The following is a 26,165-nucleotide window of genomic DNA, read 5'->3' on the forward strand; positions in this document are numbered from 1 at the left end:
GTTATTGGTTATTAGGTGAAAAAAAGGCAGGATTTTCCTGCCTTTTTTTGCTTCCAACTTAAAGCGCGTGGATCACAAAAGGTCCTTCACTACCAACAATAAATTCGGCGACTAATTCATCGGTATTGTCATTCCATACCATATTCGCAATGTGTTCATCCTGTACGAACAGTTCGGCGATTTTTGACATAGAGTCAAAGTCGTTCGAGAACCGCAGAGACACATCGGCGTGATCACCTGTGCCAATAATAATTAGTTCGTATCGAGCATCACTAGACTCGGATGACGACGTATCTTGCCAATCACCAAGCTCTGCATCAAATTCCTCGGTCCAAGTGGCTATAAATTCATCCATTGCGCTGAGCTCGAAGATGATACCAAACGTATTGGTATTGTGAGTCAAGTGAAGTTGAACAGAACCATCAAAGTGCTCAGTATAAGTTTTGTTTCCCTCGTTTATGTTGCCGTCAAGAACGGATTCCTGCCGATCTTCTTGCGTATAGGTCAAGTGGCCGCTTACGGTGGCACTGACTGAATCGTCACCAACTTTCAGCTCAGTAGTAGCCGAGTATTCGGATAAGTCTAGCGTCCAGATGTCAGCCTCATCGATTGACATGGTGTAATTAAACGTGAACGCTAACTCGGTTGCAAAGTAACGATTATCCGCTGTGCGCAGCGCCCCTTCACTCTCAACTTCTAAGGTGAACGCAGCGACAAAGCTGTCATAGTTTGAATCTTCAACGTCACGCAATTCAATATCGAACTCTGCCTCATACGTCAGGCTGCCCAGCATTAAGGTGGCGCTGTCGAGCGTCATTGATAGTGCAAGTGTTGAAATATCGTCGATACTATCCTGTTCGCCTACAAGAGTATCGCCTAAGTTCAGGCCGTCTAGGGTAAGAGATAAACTGCTGTTGCTCATGGCTAAGCTGACATTAGAGCCATAGACGTGGAATTCTAACATCGCTACCGACATTTCAATGGGCGAGTCAACCAAGTTTGGCAACGCCAGGTCTAGGTCAAACACTACTTCAATACCGTCAAGGGTGGCCGAGCCGTTTGCTCTTACTATGCCACTACCATCAATACTAAAATCATTTTCGCCTTCGAATACAACATAATCGCTATTTTCAAACGAGTAAGAACTTGTAGTAGGCCAATCGTTGCCCTCCAAGCCTTCTTGGATAAACTCAGCAATTTGCCCAAAAACAGCAAACATCACAACAATCATTGCTTCCGTTTCTGCTTCTGGTATATCAGTAAACCCGGCTTCGATCTCGTCAAAGAACTCAACCGCAGGTCCATAGAACGTGCTCAACGAGGCCTGAAAATCAGCGTAGCTAGTCAGAAAGCCTTTACTCAGCTCAATCTTTCCAGTCGTATCTAAATCGGTTTGTCCGCCGCCATTGCCTCCGTCGCCATTACCTCCGCCGTTTGAAGTGCCTGTTTCAACGTTACACCCCACCAGTAGTGCCGAGCACAGCAAGGGGAGCCCCAGACGTTTTAATAGAGTCATGTTTTCTACCTTCCTTAGGTTGTCTGATTACACACAATTCGTGTCCCAGTCAGTTTTAGGTAAAGGGCGCGGTAAATCAAGCAGCATTTTGTGTATAAATTCGATCGAATCGCTCACGGTGTATTGTCCCTACAACCTAATCTGCACCCCCATTTCAAATCCGCCATATTGCGTATTTCTCGGTTGAGATCCACCCGGCTCGCCGGGTTCACTAGATGCGTCATCGTCTGGGTCATCTGGTATGTCAATGGCATCCCCAGAGCCCCATGTTGCTAGTGGAATCCACTGCTGTACCCATACGTGCAGCTCCGCCGATTGCTGCGTCGAGCGTGCCCCCAAGCGCACGCCCAGCAAAAGTGCATCCGTAAACGGTAGTGGTTCAAAGTCTTCTACAAAACTGGGAAAGTTTGTAGACGTAGCCGTAAACTCAACGTTGCTTTGCAACCACGTCAGTTGAAGTCGGCTACCGACATACCGGCCCTGTGTCTCTACCCAAAAAGAGTTCGCTTCGGCATCGGCTTCCGTACGCAACCGTGCGCGCTGGCCCTCCACATCAAAGTACACCACAGATGAATGCATAAACTGGTGTTGCGAAGCGCCAATGGCTGATAGGGGGTAGGGTAGGTCAGCCCCTGAATACTGAATGCCAATGACCTGGGCCGCTACCTCGGCGTCTGCCAGTTCAACATCTGCCTCGCTCGATGAAAAGCGGCTTCGTGGCCATGCCCGAGATTGCAGCTCAGCCCACAATGTCAGGTCCTCATGGCGAGTCCAGATACTCGCGTTGCCATCGTTACTGTACGCTAGGCGCAGGCCCGACCTTCCCCATTCATAGTCAAGCTGCCACTCTCGCCATGCAAAGGTAACGTCTTGCGGCTCCTTCGTGGTAGCGTCATTGAGATCAAACAACGACAGGCTATCAGCTCGAAACCGTTTAATACGGCCCAGTGTAATAAACTGTGCTGAATCACGATGGTAGCCCACCTTCCAACCGCTTCGCCCGGCCATGGCCAACCAACCTGATGGTGCATTCACGCCCACCAACGTTTGAGCTTCTTGAGAGCGGTACGAAAGCTCATTGCTTTGCCATTGTCCTACGACGGACGTTTGCCGCAAATCCAGCTCCCATGCCGGGCTCCACTCGTCATCCAAGCCCAGAAATCGACTTTGCACACGCAGCGTCGAAGAGCTCGAATCGTATTCATTGTCTCGATAAGGCAAGCCAGTTGTGTATTGGGTGTTCCACATGCCGCGCGCAACAGAAGGCGATAGATCGAGTACGTTTAAATACTCGGAAAGCTCTGAAGACATCGAAGCAGCAGACGAAAAACAGGCTATGGCAAGGCCAGCAATTGCGCGCAAGTTAACTCCGAAAAAGGACTGCCTTAAAACCAAAGAGGATGTACAAGGGCTAATGACTCCAGAAGCATGCCTGAAACAGGATACGAAAAGAAGTCTCCTGTGCATTCGAACGCTCGCTAAATTAGCGTTTACAAAATTATTTGATCTATCACTGGTAAAATCGTATCAGATAGCTATAGTTGAAGCACTATTGTAAAGGAGTGTATGTATGCACCGCGCCCTCGTTAGCGGTCTTTCCGCCGCTGTTTTATGTGGACAAGCTTTAGCATCTAATCCTCACTACCTCCCCGGAGGGCCCGCAACCACCGCTGGTGGGATGTCTAATGCCAAACTAAGCAGTTCCGGTTACTACAACCCTGCCGCGACCTACATCAACACCAATACCGCACGTTTTCAATTATTGGATGTGACCGGTGGTCTTGAAATTCGTGGTTTGGGTTCATTGTTGCAGCTGGGTGATGACGTTGGCGACAGTGTCGACAGATTCCAAACGCGACTGGATGAATTCCAAGACGAAAATAACGACGACTCCGATGTGAATCTTGTACTCGACGCGATCGACGACCTTGAAGCCACATTGGATGTCGGTATTGAGCGACTGCAAGGCCAATTTTCCGCTACCCCTGGCGTACTTTTTTCCTTGCCTTTGCTTCCTCTGCAATTGAACACACCTTGGCTGGACGGCCCGTTGACCATCGGTGTCTCGTTGCTGAGTGGAGGGCGTGCAAGCATTCTGCACAGCAAGGTTGAATTCAATATTGATGAAGACACCATTTCAGACTCTGATTCTGACTTTGAAGCGTCTGAATTCCTGTCCACCGCTTCGTCGTTGTACATGAAAACCGGGCGTGCCTGGAACTTCAGTGCCGGTTATGCGCAACCGATACCGAATTTTAATGTTCGCGGCGCCGAGTTGATTGTGGGCGGTCGTGGCAACTTGATCATGGCCAACTTGCATAAGCAGCTGTACCCGCTATCAGAGCTTATTTCAGAAGCCACCAGTGAAGACGGGGACATCGACGCGTATTTTCAGATGATTCAAGATGATGCCTTAGAAGGCTTGGCCGACGGAGACCTGAGTGCTGCCTTTGGTCTCGACCTTGGCGTCATGCTGCAATGGACAGATGCTCACGTCGGCCTTGCGGTGGCAAACCTCAACGCGCCTAAAATCCGGTATAACACCATTGGTGTGAATTGTGCACAACTTCCCACCGAGCAGGAGCAGAACGGCTGCTACCATGCCGACTACTTTACCTCCAGCGGTAAAATCAGCGCTTCGGAGGAGCACGTAATGGCACCTCGGGTGACAGTGGATGCCGGCTATCAGTTGCTGAACAACAACATCGCCTTCGGCGGCTCTCTGGACTTGGTGCCCGGTACGGATCTCTTCGGTGACCGCAGCCAGAACTTCGGTTTAGCGGTGCTCTTTCAGCCCACCGAGTGGTATTGGCCGCGAGCTCGGATCGGGTTTGGCAAAGACCTGCAGGATTGGGAACCCACCACCTGGGCTTTGGGCCTGAGCTTTTTCAACGTGTTGCAGATTGACCAGTCCGTAACCGCAAACTTCAGCGACGTGTTTTCTGATGACTCGGTGGACCAACTTAATGCCCTGCGCGGGTTCAAAACCAACGTAGCTCTGAACGTATCGTTCTGATCAGTCGATTAAGGAATTAACCAATGAAAGCATTCATTAAAACGCTACCTTTGGCCATCGCGGCAGTGACATTAGTTGCTTGTAATGCCGAACAAGATGGCGGCAAAAGCCAAGCACAAAACATGAACGGTCAAGCGGTCGATGGTCGCATCGCTAACGGCCTGGTGTGGGTGGATCGTAATGGCAATGGAAAATGGGACTCTGCTATTGAGCCGTCCGCTCGCACAGATAGCGAAGGGTTCTTCAGTTTCAACCCTAGAACCAACAGAGATTATTGTGCTTTGCCCAGTACCAGTCTGAGCTATCGCCATTGCTTGGAATATTCTAGCAACAACAATCAAGCACAGATTATGATTACCGGTGGTATTGATGTTTCTACGGGTGAACGCTTAAAGGCCGCCATGGTATTGGGTACCACTCTAGCAGACGCCAGCAATACCAATGGTGACACCATGAAACGCATCTCACCGATCAGTACGCTGTTGAACGCTGTTGACTCATCAAATGACCGAGCCCAAATTCTAGACGCCATAGCCGGTTCTGGCGCAACTGAGAGCGAAGTGTTGACGCAGGATTTTTCTGAAGCTAGCACCTCTGAACAGCGTCGCCTCTTAGCGAATGCCGTTACCGTTGTCTCTCTGCAGAATTTAATAAACAGCGTAAAAGGCAGTGAAGGCAGCAACCAAACCACCGCCCAACGCCAGACAGCCATTGCAGCAGAAATTGCCAAACGCATTGCAGAAGTGCCGGGGCTTTTGGACGATCCCGCCGAACTCGATAATTTCCTCGATGAGCAATTGAGCAATGTTGATGCGGCTCGGCTCCAGGTAGCTAAAGACAGTGCGCGCGCAGTCCGCACGGCTCTTAAAGCCATTGAGGATGCTGTTATTGCGGATACTGATGATGCCAAAGCCAAAGTCTCGTCGCTTGTTCGTACCGCCGAGATTGCCTTCCAGCTTGCGCGTCGAGCTGCGGTTGACAATGATGCTGATGCCGCTGTGCGAGTTCAGGAATTCACTACAGCAGTCGCTCAGAACATCGCAGACCAGTTTGCTACGTTGGGCGCAGATGATGATCTCGATGTGCAAAGTTTCACCAATGCCATTAAATCTCAGAGCTTGACGGGTGCTGACTTCGCAGCGGCCAAAAACGGTGCGCGACTGCAAGGGCTTCCCGAAGGTGAAGTGTGGGGCGGCAACACCTGGCGAGTGTTTAGGGTAGATCCCAACTCAGACAGTGGTGACACCGATGATATCGATGTAGACAACACCTATATGGCGATGTTGTTTACCGATTACGCAGGTCAACCGGGAACCGGGCAAATATGGGCATGCTTTAACGTAGAATTTGATGACGAGGCGGAAAACGATACGGGCTTCAATCTGAACAAGCAGTTCGTATTCGGCAGTTGGGACCAGCTTAGCCGTGCCCGCATTGCCATCGAATTGCAGTGGAATCGCTTTTTGCGCGATGGTCAATTGGTCTACGGCGGCTTGCGTGACCCAAGTGACTCAACAAGTGACGTTTTATACCGCATCAACCACGACGGTGAAGAAGCCAGAAACTTCAACGAAACCATGATACTGGACCCGGAATTAACGGCTACGTTAGCTGATTATGGTCCAGGTGGAAGGGGGGCTGGTTCGCCAATCAGTAATGCCGGTTGTCAAAGTATCCACAATATGTTGTTTCCATCCGATACGTGATTTCATGATCGGTTAAAAAAGAAAGGCGACCAGATGGTCGCCTTTTTTGTTTGTCAGCACCGCACACATTGGCCGCTAACGATCTAATAAACCATCGGTATTCTAACAAACTGTGGACGCCATCCGCCGTTGGCGAAACTGTCTAGTAGCACAGTAGCGTGACCGTATTCATCAATGGCGACATCAGCCACTCGGGCTGCATCAGCATGAGTAAGCTGGTTGCCCGTCCAGCGGTGAGTCTCAATACCCGAAGCATTTAAGCGCACTAAAATAGGCGAACTGCCGTCCGTGTGCCCTCCAATAAACACGCCGCCATCCGGTGCAATCCGCATGACGGATGGTTCATACACATCACTCGACACCCACCCCCAATAACCCGCCTGGTCTTCGCCCCAGTTCGTCGTTAAATCGCCATCGGAGTCCAGCCTTACAATACGTGCGCTCTTGTTATCTACTCGCTCGTCAAGCACAAACACATGTCCAGTGGCGTCGGTTGCCAGTTGCACAGCATGCACGTGGTTATTCGATGCAGGGGCAATGGTCCAGTTCGGACTGTCTGTCTCGAACTGCTCGTACTTGCCGACCCACCAAAAAACATCAGGAGAGGTTTGTTGCATCGCGACCCATATATCACCTTGGCCGTCTTCCAGAGAGTAAACAGGGAATTGAGGCTGACCGTTGGCAAAATTTCCAGGATTTAGAGGCCAATAATTCGCTGCCTGTGCACCTTCATAGGGCAGCGGCACAACGTCACCTTCGCGATTAAAGCCAATGATAAAATGCTCTGGCCCGAAACCACCATGCTTGGTGACCGACACCAAAAGCCTATCATTCACAAAAGGCGATACGGAATGAATTTCACTGGTGTCGCCAGAGCTAGCATTCAGCAGAACACTAAATTCAGAGATGGAATTGGGCGCATCATTCCCTGCATTGAGGCCATTAACATCTTCCAAGAAAAATTGTCCCATCTCAACGCGATTATTATCGTTGCCAATAATGTTGTCGCCATTCACAAATAACAGAAGTTGGTTGCGCTCTGTGGGTATCAAACGCTGAGCTAACACGTTCTGCATTGCTGCGGTGCCAAAATCGCGCGGCGCACAGTTCTCAACACAGCCAAATCCAGTTATCGCATTGCCGTTATAGTCTAAGCCCCACAACACCGCGCTTCGTACAGGAGACTCGATGTAGCTCAACCAGTCTGCTGCCAAATACATTTGGCCACTGGGCGTCACTGCGATACTGGTGGCCTCATCGCCAAAAACGCCACCAAAAACCGTCGTGCCTGCATTGGTTTTGGTGGTATCCACGAAGCCGTTTGGAAGTAGCGCCGTTACCCCAAAGCTTTGTGAACTCTCCCAAACGGTATAAAGCGAACCACCTTGAAATACCATTGACAAGATGCTGTTAGCGCCCTGAGCCCGATCTGACATGGGGGCAATGCCTTGATTACCCCAACTAGGTACTAAGTTGCCATCGGAATCCAATTGAGCAACGGCAACAGCAACAGGTTCAGCAAAAGGATTTTGCGGGTCGTAAGCCGGCATGACACTCAATGCAACAAATAGGGCATTATCTTCATTCGACTCAATCCATCGGTTATCCCGAGAGTAATCTTCGCTGGCGTAGGAGTAGCCCTCGAGTACGACGGAACCGGAAATTCCAAACGATAGGTCGAGCGCGCCAGGGTCGGCTCCAGTGAGAGCAATCTTGGAAATAACCACCTCATGCCCATCATCGATATCGATGCCGTTGCTATAAATGTACAAATGTTCTTGGCCATTTAGGGTAACAAGGCTCATGGCTTTTACGAATAAATCAGAGTTTGCGGAAGACGGTAGTACAACTTTGCCTGCCGTACCAAACGTAGAGTCCAAAGTGCCGGTATTATTGAACTTCAGCAGAACGTCGTTGCTGGCCTCTAGTAGCACATAAATATTGTCATTGCTGTCGACTTCCAACCCCATGACATAAGAGGAGAATTCATCGGTAGATATGGCCCAGTCCATACTGGTGGCGCTGACCTCCCCATTGCCGGCTGGTGACAGGGCATAGCGGTCTAGTACTAGGTCACTGCTGAAACCAGCAATGACAAACCCATTCCCGTCATCAATCGACCTTAACCACCATGAGTTACCGCTAATAGTTTTAGTCCCAAATGATGCATCTAGCTCGCCTTGCTGGGTTATACGCTTAATCACATAATCACCGTCGCTATAGCCCGCAACAATCACTCCCCCGAAAGAATCAGGCAAGATGGCATCTATCGCATCGCCACCCAACACAGATATCTCACTGAAGAGACTGCCACGCCCCTTGCCACGCACCCATCGCTCACCCGCTTCTAATTGTGCAATATGCCAGCCACCTTCCGTGAACCCTACATACAGCGAGTTATCTTTCCATACTGCACCGGCAAAACTGCGGAAAGAATCTGTCGAGTCGTTATAACGCTCCTGAATGCATCCATTGTTCAGCGCGGGAAACTCATCTATTGCATAGGGGTAAACGACTTGTGGACGCCGTGCACCCGCTTCAGATGGGTGGTTGTGCAAGGCCAAAAAGCGCTTACCAACAGGATTGCCCACAGAACGCACGCTGGCGAGCAAAGCCTGAGTGTTAGGGAATCCTGTTATGGTTTTTTCGGTATTGCTCGGACCACCGAAATCGGGGTCTAACGAACCGTCCTCAAGGAAACGCCTGAAGTACACGCTCGTGTTGCGTGAGTAAAGTTCGTAGACCTCGTTATTTCGTCCGTGCAGCAAGCCCATAGCACGATGCTCAGTTGCTGCGGTTGGCGCATTCACGCCATAGAACCCTGCGGGAGAGTTATTTTCATTGCGATTCAGGTCAATACCCACATGGTATTTTTTCCGGTTCGTACCCTCCGTGTCCGCCATACCAGAGAACCAGAGAAGTCCGGCCTCGGTAATGACATGGTGTTCTATGTTCGGGTAATGCGATATGGGAGTGAGTGGGTCACCCGAAGAACCCGACAATGGGATTATTTTACCGGAAGGTGCCAAGTCGTTGTCTACTTGCCATGAAGACTCGGTTGAATAGCGGACGATGGCTAATTGGTCTGCGGCAGTACTGAATTCTTGTGATACCACCATGATTTGGGTGCCACCAGGCACCGGCGCCATAATACGCACACGTTGGTTGCTGCCAGAAAACAACGGGTTATCAAAGTCAGGTACTGTATCGGTTGTGGTCTGGGTAATCGAAAAACTGGCTGGCCGTAATCGAACCACGTCACCGTCTACTTCGCGTGTAACCCTATTACGAGCAACCAAAACTTCGTTGGGGTTTTTAACAGTGATCGCGCCAATTTCCTTGTCATCCCCCGTGCTCTCATTCAGCCAAGGCACAAAAACATCGGTCGAGACTTCTGTGTTAAAGCGATGGCTCAGCGAGCCGTCAGGCGTCATACGGAACATAAAAGCTGCGAGCCACGTGATACTCTGAGCCTCGTCTTCAAATTCAACATAGCCGCCGACCAACCAATCATTGCCTATCGGCTGTACTACTTGAACACGTGGCTCAGCACGCGTTACGGTGCGTCCAGAAAGCGAGGAATTACCAAAGGGTATGAGCGCTATACCATCGTTACCAAAACTGCTGTCACTTACGCCAAAAGCATCCAAACGTGCAATGTATAGCTCAGCAATATCCGCTTGCGCAGGTGTTGTAGCAGGGCCAAAAGCCAAAATCCCGCCTCGGCTATCGGGCACAACAAGGTCAATATTTTCAGTGTTTGCAATACTGAATTCGGGCACGGCTGCAGTGGCGTTAAACGCAGGTTTCGCCGTTATATTGTAGGGGCCAAAGGGCTCAACGCGACCATCACCATAGTTTACTTCGAATTCAATACCGGTGTAATTCGCCGCGCTTGGGTTGTTTATTGTCGCTATATTGTCGGACAACAACAGGCTTAACCCACCTGAGTTGGTCACGGATAGTTGAGCACCATTAGCCGTTAAACTAGCAGGGACTACAGACCACGCTGTTGAGCGGTCTGCGACCACTTGCGAGGGGACAAACAGACAAGCCTGAGCTGACTCATCATTAATACGACGAATATCTATAGATAAGGTGGCGTCGGCCGTTGCAAACCCATTGTTGACGGTGTAAGTCACCATGACCATGTTGTCTGTACTGGCAGGGCTGTAGGCAAATGAACCGTCAGAGTTTAAAGACAAGGTGCCACTGCCTTGAGTGATCACATGCCCCGAAACGGTTAAAGCCAGGCCTTGAGGGTCGGTATCGTTGGCCAGAACACCTTGGGCAGCGGGTATCTCGATGTCCGAGAATCCGTCCCAAAGCCAAGAATAACTATTGTCGACCGGCAATGGCGACCCATAGACTGTAATGGTACCGTCTTCGCTGGTGCTATTACCTACGGCATCGGTTGCCATTACTTGGGCGTTCCAATCACCAAGGGCGAGGTCAAGTGGTGTAACGTCAAAAGACCAAGAGCCGTTGAGCATATCTGAAAGCATATGCGCACCAGGGCCGTCTACTTCCGTTAGGGTCAGCTCAATGGTTGATAACTTGCTTACGGAGCCCTCAATAAAGGAGCTAGTATCGGATACCCACGTGGTATCAAGGGTCACACTGGGTGGCGTGGTATCCACCCATATATCCTGAAACTCTACCAGAGTGACCCCATAGATAGTCACTAGGGTGACCTCTAAAGCGTCTTCATAGAAGTCGTCGCTGGGCAGGGGCCATTCAAGTAAGCTGGCTGCCCACGCGAAGTCCGAAGTAATCACCATGAAAGCCCCAGAGATCTCATTCACAGTGTCGGGGAACAGCCGAACCGTCAGCGATTCGATGTCGTCGGCTTGTAGATTGGTAGTGCCATTTACCGTGAGGGATAGATAGCCTTGAGCGTTCACCACAATCGGGTTGATGGTCAGTTCAGGGGCTGGTAGTCCGATCTGACTGACCGAGCTGTGAGCAACTTCGCCGCTGCTGTTCAGGCCCGTAACCCAGAACGTAAACTCAGATGTCGACAGATCGACTACAGCCTCAAGGCCATCCGAGACGGTAAAAAACCAGCGGTCAGCGCTCGCCGATTGCGCGGATTGCCGGTCTGGATAATGGCCTGCAACAACATACAACCGATAGTGCTGTATGCCTGCCAGTTCCTCCCACCCAACGGTCAACGTACTGCCACTGAAAGAGGATGCACTCAATTCAATGGTAAGCGGTTCCCAAGTCAGATCTACCGTCGCCACAACCTGCGCCTGATCTTCAGTGTTCTTAACCACTAGGTTGACAGTAAAGGCTTCGCCTTCAGGCAAATTGAGCGTGCGTGGGTCTAGGCCGGACACCCAGCCGGTAACAAGGTTGGCGCCGCAACTATTGGCACACAGGGAAAAAGTACCGACAGAGAGCTCGTCAGCATCCAGAATATCCAGATACAGTTGCGCAATCAGCAACGACTCAGAGGCCGCCTGTATGCGGAAGCGCCAATTGTTGGTCGTGGCATTATTTTCGTCGGCATCAACATACAAGAAAGCCCCGGACAACCCCAGATTCTCGTCTGGGTCTGTCAGAGAAAAATTGCGCGGCGACTCTGTCAGCACCAGCGCACCGGTAGCACCGTCGCCCGACGCCTCTAGGTTATCAGAGGCTGGCGTGCATCCTGCCAAAGCCAAAAGGGCAGCAAGGATGAGTGTGATTACTCTTAATGTATTAGCCATGAAACGCCCATCACAATACCATTAAGATGGCCCATATCAGTAAGCTGCAGGTATTCGGCTGATCACCGTTTGCCACTGCCCATCTTTGAACGCCGACTGCAAAACGTTCAAATGTCCGCGAGGGTCCAACGAAAAATCGACAACGAAACCGGCATCCGTAGTGACCAATTGTGAACCCGACCATTGGTGCGTCGTTGAACCGGTGCTGTTTATACGGGAAATGAAGGGTTCACCATTGCTGTTGGCACCACCGATAAACAAAGCGTCGCCAACGGGCAGCAAGCGCCAAATCCTTTCTGGGGTGTTATCACCAGTGGTGGTGAATGTCCAAGATGAGTCTACCTCGCCCATTGCGTCAAGACGAATCAGGTTTGCTTCGGCAGCCAATGGACCAAGTGGCTCAGAAATCGCCACGATCAGCCGTCCTTCATTATCAACCGTTATGGCAGTGCCATCGCCGCTGGCGTGGCTGTAAAAGGGCTCGCCTTCTGGGTTCTCCGCGTTAAATCGGAGTACGGCTGGGGAGCTAGTGCCAGTCAAGTCATCGAATTCATCGACCAAGGCGTAGATGACGCCCGAACCATCGTATTGCAGCTGCATCAAATCATAGTATGAGCCAGGCTCATTAAAAACGAACACGATATCAGGGCTTTCTGGGCCGAATGGAAGACTTAGAAATTCACCACGCCGGTTGATTCGAGCTATGAAGTAACTGGAATCGTTGGTTGTTGCGCTGTAGAAATAGCCTCCCAGTAAAGCAGCGTCGTCGACAAACGGTGTGTGTAACGAAACGTCAAATTCTGCGTCGGCTGGCCCAGGCCATGGTGCTGAAAGGACCGTTGGGTTGCCATCTTCGCCTGGCAATGCCAAGTCGTGCTCGTACAGCTGGCTAAATTCCCCGACATCAAAGCTATACTCGGAGGCCGATAAAATCAGCGTGTTCTGACCGGTAGGCTGCAGCCCAGAGGCTTCTATTCCACTTAAGTTGACGCTGCCCAAGTCGCGCAACGGATCGATGGTCAAATTACCAAAATCTTGAATGCGTGCTCCGGTAGCTCGAAGCCCCCAGTAAACACTGCTTACTTCGGAAAAATCTTGCTGCCTCATCAACGGAAACATGCGACCACTGGCATCAGTGCCCAGTTGCATAGCGATCTCATCCGGCCAACTGCCAATGCGCACCATGCCGCCATTGCCGAAAAATCTGTCAACATGACCTTCAGGCGTCAGTTGTACTATTTCGTACCGACCGCCAATTTCCCACAACGCCTGAATTTCATCCAATGTGCCAAGTTTGACTCCGGCAAACGAGCCTATGGCATTGAACCCAAGCGACGGCAGTTCGACACGGCCACCAACCCCGAAACCATTGTCCAAAATGCCTTCATCCGTTAGCCGGAAAACAGCATTAATGTTGTCATCGCCATTGAAAAAAGCAGCAGGGAAGTACGCGCGACCCATGCCGTCGACCACCAAACCTTGAGCCATACGGCCACTGCGCGAGGGCAAGGTATTGAACCAATCTTCGTTTACCGCAAAGGTGCCGCCTGTGGCGAAGCTGCCGTCTACAGCGCCGGTATTACTGAGAATACGACGAACGATCAATGGACCGTCGGGGGAGTCTGAAGAGAGAAGCAAACCACGGTTCTCGTCATCCAGCGTAAAGCCCAGAGGTAGCTCATTGTCAGTAAGTGAAGCGGGCAGGGGTAGCGTCTCATCCCATGCTACAGCTAATGGGTCTGTGGGGTGCGATATCGGGTTGCGACGCTGTATTTGCACGAAAGTAGAGTCACCGTCGAGCTTGCTCAACACCAGCCATAGGTAGCCGTCGTTATCCACATGAGCAAAGCGTAAAGAACCGCTCAAACTTTCATTTTCGACGAACTGTTCGAGCTCAGAGCGAATAATCAGTTCAGAAGCTGAATTTGCGTATAGGCTAATGGGCGTGTTACCCGTACCGTCAGGCATCAGCACAATGAAGTCAGCAATCTCAGCGGTACCAAAGAGGGGCGTCACCTGCCCGTCGGACAGATTTAGGCTGACCACACCGCTGGTATAATTTGAACCTAAGCCATCGTCATCAAAAAGGAAATTACTGAATACACTGGCGAGCAATGCATTTGATTCTGGATGATAAACAACGTCGTAAGCGCCGCTGGAGCTGCCTGCCATCAATGAATTCGTCAGCGCTTCGGAACCTGACAGATCCCAGCGCTTGCCATCGATTAATCTGGCGAGCCGAAGCCGGGGAGATGCACTCTCGTCGCTCAGCACAACATAGTCGTCCGTGTTCACGCGAAAGCTACTCTGCAGTGCGAGCGGCGGGTACATGTCGTCTTGAGTTTGATTAGACTCTCGCAGAGCGACTACTCCGCACTCAGGTTCTTCTAGCCCCTGATTATTGTCTAAAGCATAGGGTAAGTAGCGCGCAACTCGGCGGACAGATTGCGCCGAACTTAAGCGATAAGACATCAAAATGCGATTGCCTGGCGCGACGGCACCACGAACGTCCGTTTCATAGTTGCCCGAGCCCATGTCCAGATTGAAGTTCAGCGGATTATTGAGGTCTAGCGGATTGTTAAATACGTAGGATGTTAGTTCGTAGCTGCCAAACGGGGAATTGGCCACAGTCAATAGGACGTCTTCATCAGTGCCTTGCATTAAGCCAATCGGCTGAGTGATGCCAAAACCCATGTTTTGTAATATTGCAGATTCGGAAGCAACCCCTGTCAACGATAGTGCAACGGCAAAAGTTAGCTGGCTGTTGGGGTCATCAGTATCTTGTTTACCTGTTAGCCACAGATAACCCTGCGGTGTAATCAAGCTGTCCGTTACCGTAGGGATGCTTGTCGTAGTGCTGTAATGTGTGTAAGTAGATGCTGAATAATCACCGTCAAACGCCCACTCAGAACCGTTAAAAATGACACGGGCACTGGAAATTAACGAAGCAGTGCCATTCCACCCTAGACCCGCCAGCACAAAACTCTCCGAATTCTTCGGCACTGGGGCAATGGCGCGAACGCGTAAATTGAGCGCAGAGTTAAGATCAATCAACACCCCCAGATCGAAATCAGGTGCCTCAGCCCACTTATCCAGTTTCAGTATACGAGTTTGCTCAGAACGAAGAGTGCCACTTGCCCAATCTAGAGTATTCAGAGCCACCAGTATTTCATCGGGGCCGTTTACCAAAATGGCCCCCACCTCTAAATGCAGGCCGGATTCTTCAAAATACCACAAGCCATTGTCGGCAAACTCGGTGACCGGATCGCCATTGCTGTCAACGCGCATTAAGAAGGCTGAATGCCCTACAATAATCGAATTGGCATCGTAGAGTTCCACATAGCCGCCAATTAACCAGTCGGCCCCCAACGGCTTTGCCGTTACTGCGATAATGCGAGTGTTGTCTACGTCCATTGCGGTAGGGAAGCTGGTAAACCCACGCAAATCGATTTCTTTGCGCCCAGCGGTGCCAAAGGTTCCATCAGCAACGCCCTGTTCTGTCAGGCGAATCAACACGAGGCGTGAAGTATTGACAGGGTCGTCACCTATCAACCATTGCCGGCCAAAGGCGTCGGCGCGACTAAGATAATGTTCAAACGTGTCGGAAGAGGCCGCCGTCACCGCGTCAGTGCTGTAAGCGGGTTTGATTTCCAAGCTGTAAGGGCCGTACGACAGGTCGTTGTTTTCAGAATCTGATACGGTGAAGTCCAATTCTCCGTAGAGGCCGGGTTCGGGAGCGGAAAAGCTCAGCTCAGTGCCGCTCAGTGACGCACTTAAAGCACCCGACCACCCGTTTATACTTATTGTGCTGTCGCCCAGCGAGCTCCAAGGGTCAACGTCCCAAGTTAGGTTATCGGCTTGGTCAGCGTAGAGCACCGCAGGCATGAAGAGGCACAAACTGGATGCGTCGTTGGTATCTCCACCGCCAAAATCGGGGTCAGAAGGGTCAAGGGGGTCTGTATCCCCGCCAGTGTACTCCAAGGTCATGACGTCAGACTGGGCAATCACACCGCTGGCGTTGACCGCCTCAACCGAAACGCGCAACGCCGGAAAACTGGTATAATCAGGCGCGAAATCAGGGTTCGGATGCGTCGCGGGGTCAAAAGCGTAAGCGTTGCTGTTCAGACGATGAATGGTGGATATATTTTCGTCGTCCGGATTGTTGATGGTCAGCGTGTAGTAGGTGTTCTGCCCCAAGTCTGACCAGCTTATTGCCAATGCGCCGTCGCCTAAAAAGGTACTGCTTTCATCAATAGCGAGTGTGGCGGGTGCCCACGAAAATGAAGCGTCCGCTAATGCATCGCTATTGGGCTCAAGCTCTTCGATGCCGACAATGTGTAATTCGGCGAAATACTGACCTTCACCGTCGGCCACGTCGTATTCCCATGGGCTGATGCCCGACACCCAGCCGCGTATCGTCGTACTGCCGTCTAAACCGCAGCCAGCGGTGCACAAGGGCACTTCCGGGTGGGCCCCCAGGGAGTCTATCTTGCCGATTCGCAGGTAAACTTCTTCTATGCCATCGGGGTGGAAAGCCTCAATCCGAAAGCGCCAATTATCCGGTCCAAAATCGACGCCACCGCCGAACAAAAAGCGTCCGACTGGCTCATTATCGTCCATCCCTTCTACAATGACGCCTTGCTCCCGCCCTTGCCAGCCAGAGGTGCTCACAGCCGTGTCTTCAGGCGCGCTCGGAGCCGAAGCGCCTTGTTCATTGTCTAGGTTACAGGCTGCTAAGGTGGATAATGCAGCCAGCAAGAGGTACTTGAGGGTTGTATGAGGTCGAAAATTCATGTCAGCGTCCTACCTGATACGTGCCGGTTACGGTGACAGGTTCGATTTGAGTATCCGTCAGTTCAAACGTACCGTTGACTTGCTGTGCGTTGTTGCCGTGAAAGGTGCCGGTTATGGTTCCACTGGCTTCGAAATTACCGTGCGACACCATATGTTCAGCAACACTGAAGTTAATGGCGTTGTTTAACACTGAGCCGCCTTGTATTTTGTTGCCTTCAATGCCGCCCTCGAACAAAGCAAACCAGTAACTGAACTCGCTGGTGGAATTCAAAGTCAGTTCGCCGCTGTCTATCGTCCCAGTGGTGAAATTCACTTTGAAGCTGAGCGTCATCACGTAGTCAAAATCGGGGATGTTGTAGGTCAATAAATTGTCGTAGGTCAGCGTGCCAGTTTTAGCCGCTATTACACTGGGCGGCGTGGGTAAGTTCAGCTGTGGGCCAGTAATGACAACAACAGGCTGCTGAGGTGATGGCGGTAGCACAACGGTCTCAACCGACGTTGCCGTAGTTGTAGTTGTGGCTGTTGTGTCTTCAGTGCTCGTAGTGCTGTCGGTGTCGGTATCACCATCACTTGCAGCGTCCTGTGAATCGGTGTCTGAACTCGACTCGCTGTCGTCACTTGACTCGGTGTCTGAACTCGATTCGCTGTCGTCGCTCGACTCGTCCTCGGTGTCGCTATCCGACTCATCACTGGCATCAGTGGTATCGGCATCGGATTCAGAGTCGTCGCTGTCCTCGGCAAATACGTCGGGCACCTCAAGGTAGAAGGTAACTTCGCCACTGTCATCTACAGACGCATAAGCGAAGTCTTGGTCGTCGCCCAGTAAGAATTCAGGGCCAGTACCGGACGCCAGTCGCACCTCGATTTCACCGTCCCACACCGCCAGAAAAGTCTGATTGTCGACCAATTTGACTTCATACGTGGTGCCGCGAATACCGATAGACGCCGCGGCAGTGCGTAGCTCGTAATCGGTGTCGCCTGAAACCGGTGACACCAGTCCGGTCAGCGTGCGCAGCCCGCCAGACACTAACTCCATGATCACACGGCCTTCGCCAGACTCATCGTTGTACTGATATTCGGCAATCACGAGCTCGCTGTTTTCAGCCAACGAGATCAACGCATTGTCCGACATGCGAAGCTGGGTTTGCGACGCAGCGCCCGTCAGAACACGGTCGATATTGAACACCTGAGATCGTCTGGCCAGTGGGCGGTCTTCTAACAACACCAAGTCGGTAGCCTTTACCTCACCGCGCGCCGCTAAAACCGTACCGGCAATCTCTTTGTCTTGTGCTTGGGTTGTGCAAGCCAACATGAGCACCATGAGCCCGCTTAGGCGAAAAATCGGTTGTTTTACCATTGGTGCTGATACCCCACTGCGATCTCTAGGCCTTGGTAATCGTTCAGGTCTTGATTGCTCAAATTGCTGAACGCGCGCAATCGGCTAGAAATGGTTCCTTGGCGTCCCAGTGCACGCGCAACTGAGATCTGTGAATTCAACAAAACAGCTTGTTGTGTGGTGCCAAACACCTCATTTTCTTGTAGGTCAAACTGCACTTGAGCGCCGGCCAAGCCTTGAATCTGAATAGTCCGCCCCAGCATCATGCGCGGAGCAAGCGTCATGCCCACGCCAGCAGAACTGGGACTGAAATCGTCACTCAGAGCAAAATGGCTGGAAGCAGCTGCGAAAGTGGTTATTCCTCCGGTCTTTACTTCGCTCGACAGCGACCCCTGCACTCGATAGCTGTTGCTCTCACCGAAACCCAACACCAGAGCTGCATCGGCCGCTATCGGCCCAAGTAGATCAGCCCGGCCGCCAGAGAGTACCGCGTTTAAGCCGAAGGACTCCGTGTTTAAATAGGGCAGTATTTGGGCACCGTAGCGCAGCCCGTTGCGGCGTTGCCAGCTCGCAGCCAATACGCCGCCGACATTATTGGCATCATCGAAGGTGCTCAGGCGCGAGGTGATGCCGACTTGGGTACTGCGTGATAAACGCTGCGTACGCTGTTCCTGTCGTTGATACGCCGCTTGCAGAGCCAAAGCAGGAGCCGGAGCGGCTTGAAATTCTTCACTGGGCTCAAATACGCTGCCATCCGGGAGGTCAATGCTGTTGTAATGCGTGCCAACATTGATGTTAGTGTGATATTGCGCTTCAGCAAAAACCACAAAACGACTGGTCGTTCGCTGTGCGGCTTCCAGTGCCAAAAGCTCGGTAAACAAACGCTGGCGGCGTTGCGACTGGGCAGCGGTTAAACTGTAATTTTCCAGCAACGTAAGCTGACGGCGCGCTAACGCAGTGTTACCTTTTCTCAGGTACCCACGTGTGCGCCACAAGCGCGCTTCAGCATTACGCGGCTCAACCAAGTTAACGCGTTCAAAGGCAAATAACCCTTTGTCTATTTCGCCGACCGCAAACGCAGCTCGCCCGTAGTAAAGGTCAAAAAGGGGTTCCCCTTCAAATTCCGACCGCAGGCGCTCGCCTTCGGCGTATGCTTCAGGCCAGCGTTGTTGGTTTACCAAGTCGACCAACGACTGGACACTGGCTGGTGAATCGTGGTCAAACGAGCGTACGACCATCTGCGCAATCTCAAACGACAGCGGCGGCAGAGCAGTCGGTGTTGACGACGGATGGTCAGCGATGGCCGGTGCGGCAACGGCGCAGAGCAGAAACGCAGTGAGAATTGAGCGACCCGTGTGTTGCTTAGTTACTGTGATGATCGAATTCGGCATAAGTCGAGGGCGCTCAAAGTCCATTTATATGAGTATTAACTTCTAGGCATATTGTCAGCAAATTGCAAATAATTTTTGCTTTTTTGTGCCGCCAGGCTTTGTCAGCGGAGACACAACCAAATATACAAAAGTAGGGCGCGTCGCTATAATATGTCGCTCAGTGTTCGGCTAATGATTAAAAAGCAAGGCCAGCGAAAATCATTGATGGTAGGTAAGAACAAATGACGGATCAGCAGGATCACGCGTGGTATTTGGTTCAGTGCAAACCCCGCGACAGTTTTCGTGCAGCCATGCATCTGCAGAATCAGGGCTACAGCACATTCCACCCAACGCACTTGGTGCGTAAACGTGTCGCCGGAAAGGCCAGTATTGTTACGGAAGCACTTTTTCCTCATTACGTCTTTGTCAGGCTGCACGACGACGTTAATTGGTCCAGTATTCGTTCTACGCGCGGCGTCACCAAAGTGGTGAGCTTCAACGGCTGGCCGTGCAAAGTAGAAGACGTCATCGTCCACGGACTGCGCTATCAATGCGCGCTGTTGAACGGCGAAGTGCCCGACACCCTGTATATGCCTGGCGAAAAAGTCACCATCGTCGACGGGTGTTTTAAAGACCTACAGGCCGTGGTTACCGCCAACAAAGGCGACGAGCGTGTGGTTCTGTTGCTAAACTTGCTGAATCGCCCGCAGTTGTTAGAAATGTCGGTGGATGCTGTGTCTGCCTGTGCAGACTGAGCATGGTTTTACTGGCGGGTGTTTACACCCGCCAATCGCGCTTTTCATGCCCGCCAATCGCGGTTTTTGATGGGCGTAAACACCCGTATTGCAAAGGAATAGATATGAGCAAGTCGGTGAAGGTTGTCATCATTGGGTTGTTATTCAGCGTCCTAACGCTCGCCGGTTGCGGCAATAAACCCACGCCCACCAACGTGCTGGACCGCACCGAACGGCCTGCCTGGGTACTGTCCCCACCGCGCAGCGCCAGTGTTGTCTACGGAGTCGGTGGCGCGCCCATGGGCCAGAACGAAGCCACCAGTTTGCAGCAAGCGCGTAATGCAGCCACCGTAGACATGCTGCAGAATCTCCAAGTCAGTATTCGCTCCGACGCCCTCAGTGAAGTCAGCCAAACCAACACCGATGCCGCCGAAACCCAGTTTCGGCAGTCCATCACCAGCGTCGTGCCCGACATCACCATAGAAGACACCCGACTGGAACAAACTTGGGAAAGTCCGCAAGGCTTTATCTACGCTCTGGTTTCATTGGATACCACGCAAGCGGCGCGCCGTCAGGCTAACCTGTACCAAACCGACCGCGAAATACTGAACAGTCAAAACCCCGCGGCACAGGCGACCACTTGGGCGCAATATCAAACTTGGCACCGAAAAATGTCTACGCTGGGTAAAATGTCGGCGCGCAACGACCTGCATCAGTTCCTGGTGCGTCGTCCGGTTGACGCAGGCTGGGCTAACTTGCAGGCCGACGTACAACAGCAATTCAGTGATTTTCAATCGGGCTTAAGCATGGCGTATGTGGCGCAAGACAATTTAGCCGCGCAAAGCCAGGGGGACGTAGTACAGATGTTCGCGCAGCAAGGCATAGGCTTTGCTTCCGCTGTGAATGCCGCTTGGACGCTCACAGTCAGCATGGCTTCTGAAAGCCAAGCCCAGCAAAACATACACTATGAATTTGTAACCGCCACGATGTCGATCACCGACGAATTGGGCGTGGTGCGCTGGCAAGCCAATGAAACGCGCCGAGGCTCGGCCGGTGGACCCGAGAGAGCCTTACGTCAAGGCATATCCGCTGTGTTAGACGCCGTACGTGCCGATTTCGTTGGTGCATTGGATTGAATACTGGCCATCGGTTGGCGGGTATAAATACCCGCCCTACAGCGGTAGGGCAGGTGTGAACACCTGCCGACCACGCAGTTGCCGGTCGTCCGCCGTATTCGCGGTGTGCCTTGTATTGGCATCTGCATCCTTAGCTCAATCTTTCGAAAGCTTCCAAGCCCAACAGCAACAGGGCTTTGCGCAATTCCAACAAGACCTCGACGAGGGCCAGCAAGCCTACCGCGACGCCTTCGAGCGCGAAATGCAGCGCTATCAAAATGAACTAAGCCAATTCTGGCGCAATCCCCAACTCAGCACCAACACCCGTTGGGTGGAATACCGTGACGGCAACCAAATTCGTACCATCGTCGACTACGAGCGCAATGAAATCATCATCGAAGTACCGGCAGAGCAGGGCGTAGAAAAAGGCCTCGACGTGCTCTCCGACTTACTTACCAAAGACCTCGGCAGTGCTCGCGCCGACGATGTTGTAGAACAACGCACCCAGCAAGCTTTGGGGCAGCGTGATGCGAGCCGTGCCTCAGACGACCAGCAGCGCGTGTTGAGTGAAGTAGCACCGCAAGAGGTACCGGGAATGTTAGAACAAGCCACCGCCGAACGTCGCAACGAACGCAGCGAGACTGGCGCCTCTCGGCCCGTTATTGCCATTACTGTGCCGCTTCCTGCATCCCGCACCAGTGACAAAGCCCGAGAATACCTTCCGTTAGTGCAACGATATGCGCAGCGCTATCAATTGGAGCCTGCTCTGGTGTTAGCCATCATGCACAGCGAGAGCAGCTTCAACCCCATGGCACGCTCCCATATTCCAGCCTATGGTTTGATGCAAATAGTGCCGGGATCAGCCGGGAAGGATGTCGCCGAGGTGCTCTATGGCGAACAAAAGCTGTTGTCGTCCGACTATCTCTATCAGGCAGAAAACAACGTGCGCGCTGGCAGTGTGTATCTGAATATTCTCGACCAACGTTACCTCAGGGGTATCGAACATCCAGAAAGTCGGTTGTACGCTGTCATAGCCGCTTATAATACGGGCGCTGGTAACGTAGCGCGTGCTTTTGTAGGCAGTAATAATATAAGTGCAGCAATACAGCGCATTAACCAGATGTCGCCCAGAGATGTATATCGAACCCTGCAGCGCGACCTTCCCTATCAAGAAACCAGAGACTACCTAGAGAAAGTCACCGCCCGTCAAGCCGCCTATCGCTCGTTTTGATCGCGCAAACTATGTCGGCATAGCAGGTTTTGGTTTAAACTCAGAAAACACAACAAAACACGTAGAGGGATATTGCATGAACATGAAACTCATCACCGCATCCATCGTAGCCGCCACCGTATTAGTTGGCTGCTCTAGCCGCTCTGTTGATACCGAAGCCACGACACGCAGCGGTGCCCCTATGTGGGTATTTAACCCCAGCGTCGACGGCGGATTAGCCGCAACTGGCTGTACGCCCGCTTCAGGCAACATCAGCCTAGACAGCAACCGCGCCGACCTATTAGCGCGCCAGCAACTGGCCAGCTCTTTAGGCACCCAAGTTCAAGCCATGGCTGAAGACTTCCAGCGTCGCGTTGAAACCACCGAAGACGGCGTCGCCACGGGCGGCAACTTCGAGCAAATCGTACGTGAAATCGTTGATGAGCGTCTCGTAGGTTCGCGTCGTGTCACCGCCGATTTTGTTGATTTGGCCGGTCGTGAGCACTTTTGTTCAATGGTTGCCGTTACCGAATCGTCCATCGACAGCATCTTGGCGGCCTCTGCAGCAGCCAGCAACGTCGAGCCGGACGTATTCACGTCAACGCAAATGCGTGAAATGTACATGAGTCAAAACGCCATCAATCGTTTGAACGACGCATTGGGTCAGTAGGGCAACCCATGATCGTACCGGTAATACTGGCGGGCGGCGTCGGCAGTCGGCTTTGGCCGCTGTCGCGCGAACAGTTCCCGAAACAGTGCATTCAGCTGGTATCGCCTGAACACAGCCTGTTTCAGGACACCGTAAACCGCTTCGCCAGCCTGCCGGACGTCGCGACGCCCGTCGTCGTCTGTGGGGAAGAACACCGCTTCCTCATGGCGCAACAACTGCACGACATCGGCGTAGCCGGGCGCATCATCCTCGAGCCCAGCGGCAAGAACACCGCCCCGGCCATCGCCTTGGCCGCGCACTGGGTGGCAGAAGAGTTCGGGCCAGACGCCATCATGCTGGTTGCCCCGGCCGACCACGTATTCACCGATCCTTCCGGCTTGTTGCGTGCCGTTTCGTCCGCCGTGCAGAGAGCAGAGCAGGGCGGCATCGTTACTCTGGGCGTCAAACCCGACCGACCCGAAACCGGCTACGGCTACATCAAAGTACGTAATGACGCCGATGCTCAAGGCTGCATGTCCATCGACGAATTCAAAGAAAAGCCCGACGCCGCCACCGCGCAAGCGTATTTGGACAGCGGCGAGTACCTTTGGAACGCCGGGCTGTTCGTCGTATCCCCCAAGGCCTACTTAAGTGCCTTGGTGCAGCACGCCGAAGCCATCCATCAAACCACAGCGCAAGCCTTCGCCGGGCGAACCACTGACCTCGATTTCATCCGCGTCAACGCAGAGTCTTGGGCCCAATGCCCGGCCGACAGCATCGACTACGCCGTAATGGAACGCATCAACAACGGCTACGTGCAGCCCCTGGGAGCCGGTTGGAGCGACGTCGGCAGTTGGGCCTCGCTGAAAGAAGTCCTGCCGCACGACGCCAACAACAACGTCACCCACGGCGACGTACTGCTGCGCAATACCCGCAACTCGTACGTCCACGCCGAGACTGTGCTGACCACCGTTGTGGGGATGGACGACGTGGTGGTGGTGCAAACCGACGACGCCATATTGGTCGCGCACACCGACGACACCCAAGACGTCAAACACATCGTTGAAACGTTAAAAAAACAGCATCGCACCGAATACGAAAAACACCTCACGCTGTATCGCCCTTGGGGTTGGTTCAAACGCATCACGCAAGGCGACCGCCACATTGTGAACAAAATCATGGTGAAGCCGGGGCATCGTATCGGCGCGCAAAAGCACATGCACCGCGCCGAACACTGGGTAGTGGTACGGGGCACCGCCAAGCTGATTGGCGAACACGACACCAAGCTGATCACCGAAAACGAATCCGCGTTCATTCCAGTGGGACAAATTCACTCACTGGAAAACCCAGGCAAGATGCCGTTGGAGTTGATAGAGATCCAAACCGGCAGTTATTTGGGTGAAGACGACATCATCCGGGTGCCGCTGTCGTAGGAGCGCAGCCCTCTGCGCGAATGTTCGGCCAGGGGGTTGGCCTCCTACGGGAAGCGATATGGCCGGGGGCTGGCCTCCTACAGGAAGCGATATGGCCGGGGGCTGGCCTCCTACGGGAAGCGATATGGCTGGGGGCTGGCCGCTTAAGGGTTTGGCTAATACGCGTCAACAAATACGAATAAATATTGTGATGCCCTTCACGGTTCACGTACAATTTCGGGTCATTGAATTATATGAGTAGGAGTTCAATAGGGATGTCAGGTCAAGAAAACCAGCAGGGTGTCACGCCGCAAATGGGCTACGGCCACTCCGTAGATGACGAAATAGACCTGCGAGAGCTGGCAAATATCTTGATCGACGGCTGGTATTGGCTGGTGGGTAGTGTGCTCCTGGCAACGGTATTAGGCCTGTACATCGCTTTGTCAGGTGACCGAGTTTATGAAACCACATTCAATGCAATACCCGCAGACGGCGCTAATTACCAAGCGCTGAATGAACTTCCAGGCTTGGCACTGGGTACCGGCTCTGTGTTTCGCGAGTTCGGTAATCGCTTGAACAGCTTTCAGAATTACGCCACGTTGGTCGAGCAATACCCTGACCTATACCAAGGTGACGAAGAAACGTCGTTACTGGAGCATTTTACCTCTAAGTTCTCCATTGAACTGAGCGTCAGCAATGAACCCAATGGAGTGAGCTCTTTGAGTGTCACCTATGCCTATCCTGATGGTGTGAACGGCCCAGAACTAGTCAATCGCTATATAGCGCTGACGGCCGAGGCGATTTGGAAGGACTATTTGCAGCGTTTTGAAGTAAGAACAAACAGCGCCATGGCACGCTACAGCAATGATATAGACATTCAAAAGCAAGGCTTGAAAGCCTTCAGAGAAGAGCGGCTATTTGAGCTCACACAAGCCAGCACCATCGCGCAAGACCTAGGTATTGAAACACCCACAACGCCGCAAGATTATGGCCGCCAACCAGCAGGGTCAGAAGTCATCTACGCCAACATTAATGCCGACGGTAGATTACCACTGTATTTTATGGGCTCCAGAGCGTTGGAGGCAGAAAAGAAGGTGATTGAGGAATCTTTTGACACGGGCCTTCTGAACCAAGCCATTCGAGCGCTGCAGCAAGAGTTGTTGCGCCGTGAAATAGTGCGTACATTGCTCTCGGAGGGAGAGTTGGATAATTACGTCGGCATGAGTCACATTCCCTACACAGAGCGTTTAGTCACTGTTCTCGACTATGCGTTAGAGCCACAACGTCCGGTCGGGCGCAGCCGCGCGCTCACGATGATTGTCTCGGTATTTGCAGGGGGTATGTTTGGGTTGGTTCTGACCTTCCTGGTTAAGTTCGCGGGTAGCGTATTGAGCTATCGTAGAGAGAAGGCAAAGTCCTAATAGGTGCCCGCACCCTGTGTGTATGGTTTGAATGGCGACCCTCTATCGGCTAGCCTTCAATCCATGCACGAACCCTATAAGTACATACGAAGATAATACAAGACAAACACTTGCCAGAAGGCAAAACTATCACTAGTATTGCGTTCAACAACTGAACACTCCCTTGGGTATG

At 52.3% G+C, this 26,165-nt stretch carries 14 protein-coding genes; 8 read left to right on the plus strand and 6 right to left on the minus strand.

All coding sequences use genetic code 11. The features are described 5' to 3' along the window. Positions 1 to 58 precede the first annotated feature (58 nt). Both NFC81_RS06405 and NFC81_RS06410 read right to left on the minus strand, forming a co-directional pair. On the minus strand, positions 59 to 1,516 hold the full coding sequence (locus tag NFC81_RS06405) for a hypothetical protein (RefSeq protein WP_304996698.1): 1,458 nt from the start codon (positions 1,514 to 1,516) through the stop codon (positions 59 to 61). A gap of 129 nt (positions 1,517 to 1,645) precedes the next feature. After that, positions 1,646 to 2,878 (minus strand): hypothetical protein, encoded by a 1,233-nt coding sequence (locus NFC81_RS06410; RefSeq protein ID WP_304996699.1) that lies wholly within the window; start codon positions 2,876 to 2,878, stop codon positions 1,646 to 1,648. Positions 2,879 to 3,194: 316 nt separating this feature from the next. On the opposite strand from NFC81_RS06410, the gene traF reads away from it, so the two are divergent. Both traF and NFC81_RS06420 read left to right on the plus strand, forming a co-directional pair. After that, positions 3,195 to 4,532 carry a conjugal transfer protein TraF gene (gene traF / locus NFC81_RS06415; protein ID WP_304996700.1) on the plus strand — a complete coding sequence of 446 codons (1,338 nt, stop codon included), beginning with the start codon at positions 3,195 to 3,197 and terminating at the stop codon, positions 4,530 to 4,532. Positions 4,533 to 4,555: 23 nt separating this feature from the next. Next, positions 4,556 to 6,238 (plus strand): hypothetical protein, encoded by a 1,683-nt coding sequence (locus NFC81_RS06420; RefSeq protein WP_304996701.1) that lies wholly within the window; start codon positions 4,556 to 4,558, stop codon positions 6,236 to 6,238. 83 nt (positions 6,239 to 6,321) lie between these two features. On the opposite strand, the gene NFC81_RS06425 is transcribed toward NFC81_RS06420, so the two are convergent. From NFC81_RS06425 to NFC81_RS06440, 4 genes are read right to left on the minus strand one after another with little or no spacing between them, the layout of a single operon-like run. Next, a complete protein-coding gene (locus tag NFC81_RS06425) occupies positions 6,322 to 11,952 on the minus strand; it encodes a cadherin-like domain-containing protein (protein ID WP_304996702.1) in 5,631 nt (1,876 codons plus the stop codon). A gap of 36 nt (positions 11,953 to 11,988) precedes the next feature. After that, a complete protein-coding gene (locus NFC81_RS06430) occupies positions 11,989 to 16,746 on the minus strand; it encodes a hypothetical protein (protein ID WP_304996703.1) in 4,758 nt (1,585 codons plus the stop codon). Position 16,747: 1 nt separating this feature from the next. Then, positions 16,748 to 18,103, minus strand: a complete 1,356-nt coding sequence (locus NFC81_RS06435) for a FecR domain-containing protein (protein WP_304996704.1) — start codon at positions 18,101 to 18,103, stop codon at positions 16,748 to 16,750. Next, positions 18,097 to 19,473 (minus strand): hypothetical protein, encoded by a 1,377-nt coding sequence (locus NFC81_RS06440; RefSeq protein ID WP_304996705.1) that lies wholly within the window; start codon positions 19,471 to 19,473, stop codon positions 18,097 to 18,099. Before NFC81_RS06440 ends, NFC81_RS06435 begins: the two co-directional genes overlap by 7 nt. Positions 19,474 to 19,694: 221 nt before the next feature. On the opposite strand from NFC81_RS06440, the gene rfaH reads away from it, so the two are divergent. The 6 genes from rfaH (at position 19,695) to NFC81_RS06470 (ending at position 25,993) form a co-directional block, all read left to right on the plus strand. Continuing rightward, the gene (rfaH, locus tag NFC81_RS06445) at positions 19,695 to 20,207 is read left to right on the plus strand and encodes a transcription/translation regulatory transformer protein RfaH (RefSeq protein WP_304996706.1); all 513 of its coding nucleotides are present in this window, start codon (positions 19,695 to 19,697) and stop codon (positions 20,205 to 20,207) included. 104 nt (positions 20,208 to 20,311) lie between these two features. Continuing rightward, positions 20,312 to 21,322 (plus strand): LPP20 family lipoprotein, encoded by a 1,011-nt coding sequence (locus NFC81_RS06450; protein ID WP_304996707.1) that lies wholly within the window; start codon positions 20,312 to 20,314, stop codon positions 21,320 to 21,322. A gap of 115 nt (positions 21,323 to 21,437) precedes the next feature. Beyond that, complete coding sequence (locus tag NFC81_RS06455; protein ID WP_304996708.1) at positions 21,438 to 22,532, plus strand: transglycosylase SLT domain-containing protein; 1,095 nt, start codon at positions 21,438 to 21,440, stop codon at positions 22,530 to 22,532. A 76-nt stretch (positions 22,533 to 22,608) separates the two neighbouring features. Beyond that, entirely contained in the window at positions 22,609 to 23,181 is a 573-nt protein-coding gene (locus NFC81_RS06460) for a hypothetical protein (protein WP_304996709.1), read from the plus strand. Positions 23,182 to 23,189: 8 nt separating this feature from the next. Then, positions 23,190 to 24,593 carry a mannose-1-phosphate guanylyltransferase/mannose-6-phosphate isomerase gene (locus tag NFC81_RS06465; protein ID WP_304996710.1) on the plus strand — a complete coding sequence of 468 codons (1,404 nt, stop codon included), beginning with the start codon at positions 23,190 to 23,192 and terminating at the stop codon, positions 24,591 to 24,593. A 254-nt stretch (positions 24,594 to 24,847) separates the two neighbouring features. Further along, positions 24,848 to 25,993: a hypothetical protein gene (locus NFC81_RS06470; protein ID WP_304996711.1), complete on the plus strand. Its 1,146-nt coding sequence runs from the start codon at positions 24,848 to 24,850 to the stop codon at positions 25,991 to 25,993. The last annotated feature ends 172 nt before the right edge of the window (positions 25,994 to 26,165 follow it).

The sequence above is a fragment of the Salinispirillum sp. LH 10-3-1 genome, from assembly GCF_030643825.1.
In the GTDB taxonomy this organism is placed as follows: domain Bacteria; phylum Pseudomonadota; class Gammaproteobacteria; order Pseudomonadales; family Natronospirillaceae; genus Salinispirillum.